Raw genomic sequence first — 4,795 nt, forward strand, 5'->3', positions numbered from 1 at the left:
AGAGAAAGGGAAAAGATCAAAAAGAAGACACTCCGACAACGCCGCTTGCAACATCAAAAACAAGCCGCATAATCAATCACACAAACAAGCCAGAGCCTCCGATGCTCAAGCCGCTCTTATGTCCAACTTTATATGACGACGGACAGTCTTTCTCGCTGCGTGCCCTCGCAGCGCAGAGTTTTCTGTATCGGCAGAATATCTCTTGGTGCTGTGCGGATGGAAATCCGGTGGTTGGAGACACCGCAACCTTCTTTCGGAGGCAAACTTTCAGATCGAGAGACTAATGCTGACATCTTTCCTCAGTTTCCAAAATCGTTTATCGCAGCTTGGCGCAAATACAACATCCGCCTGGCAATACGGCGGTCCCCGTCAGATCGTTACGCCGCCATCTACGCCGATGATCTGACCGGTGATATTGCGCGCGGAATGGGAACACAGAAACACCGCCATCGCTGCAATCTCCTCCGGGCTTTGCGGGCGGCCCATCGGGATCAGGTCCCGAACACGGCTGTCGAACACGGCTTGCGCTGTTTCGCCCAATGCACCGCCGGTAACGTCAGCGATCGTGGCACCCAGATCCTCCCATAGCGGAGACCAGACGTAACCCGGCGCGATGGCGTTTACCGTGACGCCTTCGGGCGCAAGCTGCCGGGCCAGAACGCGGGTCATCCCGTTGGCGGCAGTTTTCGAGACTGAATAGGGGGGCAGGAACGGGGCCGCGATGACGCCGACGATGGAGGTGATATTCACAACCCGGCCTTGGGTGGCGATCAAGTCATCCCGTAACGCGCCTGCCCAGAAAACGCTCGCCTTCACGTTCACGGCGAATGTCTGGTCCCAATCGTCTTCTGAGTTTTGCGTGAAGGGCTGCCCGGGCGGCGAGACGATGCCAGCGTTGTTTATCAGATAGCGCACGGGGCCAAGTTGGCGGTGGATCGCTTTGGCGGTTGCTGCAACGGCCTGCTTGTCGGTCACATCACAGACGAATGCATGGCCTTTGACTTTCTGCGCCACTTCATTCGCGGCCGCTGCGTCGACGTCCACAACCGCCAGTTTCGCGCCTGCGTCATTCATGCCAGCAGCGATGGCAGCACCGATACCTTTGGCACCGCCGGTCACAACGGCAACCCCATCCAAAGTGATCAGCATCAAAAGAAAATCCCGAGTGATTTTTGCGTCAGAACCGCATGGTCGAGGATAATCGTCCGCTCGGCGATCTTCCAGCCTGTGTCGGGATCGGGCCGAAGCCTGTCGATGCGCGTCCCCGAGAAGATTTCCTGATCCGTTTCAAGATGGGAACGGTAAATCAGGAATTGACTGCGTGCCTTGGTGAGCCCGTCCTTTTCGCCCAAAAGCTCGACGTTGGACACCATATGGTTTGTCCGACCCGGAGGCGTTTCTGCCCAGGCACGTCCGGTCGCGAGCCGTTTCACGCGGTTGGATAGGCTTTCGAAATCATCTTCGAAATGCGCAAGCTCTCCCAGTCGGGTGAGCTCGGTCCCGATGTCCCGCCCGATTCGGTTAGAAACGATCGGCATCCAATAGCGCACATCCTTCTCCATGCAGCCGATCCACTTGTCGAATTCCAGATCGTCCAGATGGCGGGCCTCGCGTGTGTAGAATTGCGAAACGGAATACCAGGTTTCAATTTCGGTCATTGGCATATCAAGGCTCATGCATTTGCTCCGGGCACCACAGGGCTTTCGCCGTCCATCATCCGTCCCCATTGGGCATAAAGATTGCGCTGATTGATTTCATTCTGAAAACCTGCAATCCGCCCACGAAAATCCGGATGGATCGACTTGGGGTCATCGATTTCGTGATTGACACCCATTGACAGATTCTGCTTCACCTGCCGTCCGACATATCCACGGCTAGACATGGTCGATTGCACCCAGTTGTCCACGTCATCCTGTTCCCATGTTCCGGATGTACCATGTCGTTGAAGGTCGTGGATGCGGACAAGATCGCGATGCTCTTGACTGGCCTTCTTGTCGACAAAGCACCAGGACCAACCCTCTGTGTTGCTGACGCCGCGCGGGTGCCAGACGCGCATGTTACCGGACTGCCAAAGCATCGAGAAGTTCGGGAAGATCGAACAATGCATCGGGCTTAGGTGCATACCGCGCAAGTCACCGAGCCTTGCGTGGGTTTCGGGAAAACGCTCTTTTTCGTAGCCCAGGAACTCTGGCAGGACCATTTCATAGACCTGCTCTTCGTTTTCAGCCCATCTTGCGCCAAAGCCGTGGCCATTCCCAGCGTTTACCTGAAACCCTTCATAGCCATAACCTTTCTTTCGGCGCGGCATACCCTCGAACCCGCTTTCCCAAGCAGAGCCATGGCTGACAGGCCCGTGATAGCTATCGCCGATGAAGTTATCGACGGGGAATTTCCAATTACACTTGATCCGCCATTTATGGACGCCGGGTAGAAATTCGATCCCGTTGTCACGTCGGTCGACCGCCATGTCCAGATACCAAGCCATGTCGCCAAGATACTCGTCAAGCGACGGGGCGTTTTTGTCAAATGTCGCAAATATCATGCCTTTGTAGTCGTCGATGCGGGCGACCGGGATCAAGCCATGCGCCTCCATATCCAGTTCTTCATGATAGACCTGCTTATACCCCGGCACGACCTTCAACTCGCCTGTGTTTCCGAAGGTCCAACCGTGGAACGGGCAGGTGAACGTTCGCTGATTGCCACTGTCGGCGCGGCAAACACGGTTGCCGCGGTGACGGCACATATTGAGGAATGCACCAATCTTTCCATCTGAATGCCGGGTCACGATAACCGGATCTTCGCCCATGTAGGCGGTGAAGAAATCATTCTCATTGGGCAACTGCGTCACATGGCCAAGAAACAGCCAACAGCGCGCGAAGATCTGTTTGAGTTCTCGCTCATAGATTGCCGGGTCGGAAAAGATGCTTCGATTGAGTTCGCCCTTGGTCAGGTCCACCAGATGAGAGAAATGGCTGGATTGGGTGTCTAGCATGATGGTTCCTTCGGCCGATCCTTTATTGACCAAGCATAGCATTTCAATGAATTCCGATCTAATATCGAAAGCGACTTGCCATTCGAGAAAGGAATAAGGCGTGAACATCTCGCAATGCGAAGCACTGGATGCAATTGCCACGCATGGCAGTTTCAGCAAGGCGGCCGAAAGGCTTGGACGCAACCAACCTGCGCTCTCAAAATCGATTCAATCATTCGAGGCGGAACTCGGCATTGTTCTTTTTGATCGCACGCCGGGCGGCGCGCAATTGACCGAAGCCGGAGAGCGAATGCTGCGAAGGGCCCGGTCAGTTCTGGCCGGCGTGGATGTTTTGAAAGAAGAAGCCGCCGCGATCCTTGGATCAAAGGGTGGCTCTGCCCGTGTTGGTGTGTCGCCTGCGGCCGCAACAACGATTGTCCCGATGGCGGCCAAAAGATTTCTTGCTCAGTTTCCCGATGCAGAGCTTGATATCGTACCAACACTCTACCCGAAGGCGGCAGTTCAACTGCGCGAGGCCTCATTGGATCTGGTTATCGGCCCGGTCCCCGATAGGGTCGACCGCGATTTGCGCGTAGAGCGTCTGTTCAATATGCCCGTGGCGATCGTGACGCATTCCGCTCATCCCAAGCGCCACGCCACTTCACTGACGGATCTGGCCGAAGCACGCTGGATCGTTCATGGCCCGGCAGAGGGTCCCAGCAGCCTTTTTGCGGCGGCATTCAAGGTCAATGAACTTGGCCTTCCTAAAGCACAGGTCCGGTGTCATTCGATTTCGGCCACACTGGCCTTGCTGCAGCCGCTAAATGCATTCTGCGTGCTGTCCCGTCCAGTATTCCAGCACTATGCCGCAGAAAGCGATATTTGTTCCGTTCCTATCTCCACAAATCTCTCTGCCTTCCAGATGTCTTTGCTTTCGATGAGAAATCTGGCACCAACACCGGCGGCCTATTATTTTTCGGACTGCGTTCGAAAAGTTTTACTCGCCGCCAAGGGCTGATGTTGGATTTGGCGTGCTCTAGTCCGGCGACCAAACCGCAAAACGAAAGTTGGTCCGGGCATTTGATTAGTGCAAGGTGCTTTGCCGACGTTCGCGAGGGACTTACACTGCTTGCCAATGCGTTGCGCGGCAAATGGTCAATTTAGGTTTCGCCCATTTACGGCGGTTTGAATAACCGCATCTGGGAAGCTTGCTGCGACGCCGCGATTTTGTTGCGGCGAGTGCGAATGGATGCTGCGCCAGCGAAGGCGAAAAATCCAAAGTCGGGTACCAGTTCGCCGACAGCCCGATTTTGCATTCGCAGCGAATGGCAGGAATGCAGGCTGCGACGGCAGCATCTCAACTCGTCGGTGAACGGCGGCTTTGGGCCGGGTGCAGACCTCGCTCCATCTACCTCCAACGGCAGCAAAGTCCGCACTGTGTGAGTTCAGAGACGGGGCAGCCAGCGGCACGTACTCCAGAACCAGTCGTTGGTGCACAACGCGGCTAAGGTCGAATGGGTGCGGGGTGATCAGCCATCGGGTAGGGAGGGTGACGCTTGTGACGCTTCTTCTTACTGCAGGCTCTATTCAAAAAAACATATGTTCTAATGAATATATTTTTTCGCCATAGGCCGTGCAGTAGAAAAAAGCGTCACGTGCGTCACCCGAAAGCTTTTTGCACCTGCCCACGGTGGCCCTCCCTACAGTGGACTTGGCCCCGCCTGCACTGAGGTGCGCTTTATGCATGACGATCAGTATGCGTGGAGACTGTTATTCTAGAGCCGACATTCATATGTGACGCAGCGAATGGCCGTTGAGAGCCCA

At 55.4% G+C, this 4,795-nt stretch carries 4 protein-coding genes; 1 reads left to right on the forward strand and 3 read right to left on the reverse strand.

Annotated features, from left to right (window positions below):
* Nucleotides 1-369 precede the first annotated feature (369 nt).
* From QZ279_RS02215 to QZ279_RS02225, 3 genes are read right to left on the reverse strand one after another with little or no spacing between them, the layout of a single operon-like run.
* Nucleotides 370-1,149: an SDR family oxidoreductase gene (locus QZ279_RS02215; RefSeq protein WP_293447361.1), complete on the reverse strand. Its 780-nt coding sequence runs from the start codon at nucleotides 1,147-1,149 to the stop codon at nucleotides 370-372.
* Complete coding sequence (locus tag QZ279_RS02220; RefSeq protein WP_293447363.1) at nucleotides 1,149-1,676, reverse strand: aromatic-ring-hydroxylating dioxygenase subunit beta; 528 nt, start codon at nucleotides 1,674-1,676, stop codon at nucleotides 1,149-1,151. Before QZ279_RS02220 ends, QZ279_RS02215 begins: the two co-directional genes overlap by 1 nt.
* Nucleotides 1,673-2,992 carry an SRPBCC family protein gene (locus QZ279_RS02225; protein ID WP_293447365.1) on the reverse strand — a complete coding sequence of 440 codons (1,320 nt, stop codon included), beginning with the start codon at nucleotides 2,990-2,992 and terminating at the stop codon, nucleotides 1,673-1,675. The genes QZ279_RS02220 and QZ279_RS02225 overlap by 4 nt, the downstream gene beginning before the upstream one ends.
* Nucleotides 2,993-3,092: 100 nt before the next feature.
* Here QZ279_RS02225 and QZ279_RS02230 point away from each other — a divergent pair, with 100 nt between their 5' ends.
* Nucleotides 3,093-3,989: a LysR family transcriptional regulator gene (locus tag QZ279_RS02230; RefSeq protein ID WP_293447367.1), complete on the forward strand. Its 897-nt coding sequence runs from the start codon at nucleotides 3,093-3,095 to the stop codon at nucleotides 3,987-3,989.
* The last annotated feature ends 806 nt before the right edge of the window (nucleotides 3,990-4,795 follow it).

This window comes from Planktotalea sp. (assembly GCF_018607965.1).
GTDB lineage: Bacteria > Pseudomonadota > Alphaproteobacteria > Rhodobacterales > Rhodobacteraceae > Planktotalea.

Coding starts and splice junctions, on each gene's coding strand:
- QZ279_RS02215 (WP_293447361.1), bottom strand. CDS start 1,149: ATGCTGATCACTTTGGATGGGGTTGCCGTTGTGACCGGCGGTGCCAAA.
- QZ279_RS02220 (WP_293447363.1), bottom strand. CDS start 1,676: ATGAGCCTTGATATGCCAATGACCGAAATTGAAACCTGGTATTCCGTT.
- QZ279_RS02225 (WP_293447365.1), bottom strand. CDS start 2,992: ATGCTAGACACCCAATCCAGCCATTTCTCTCATCTGGTGGACCTGACC.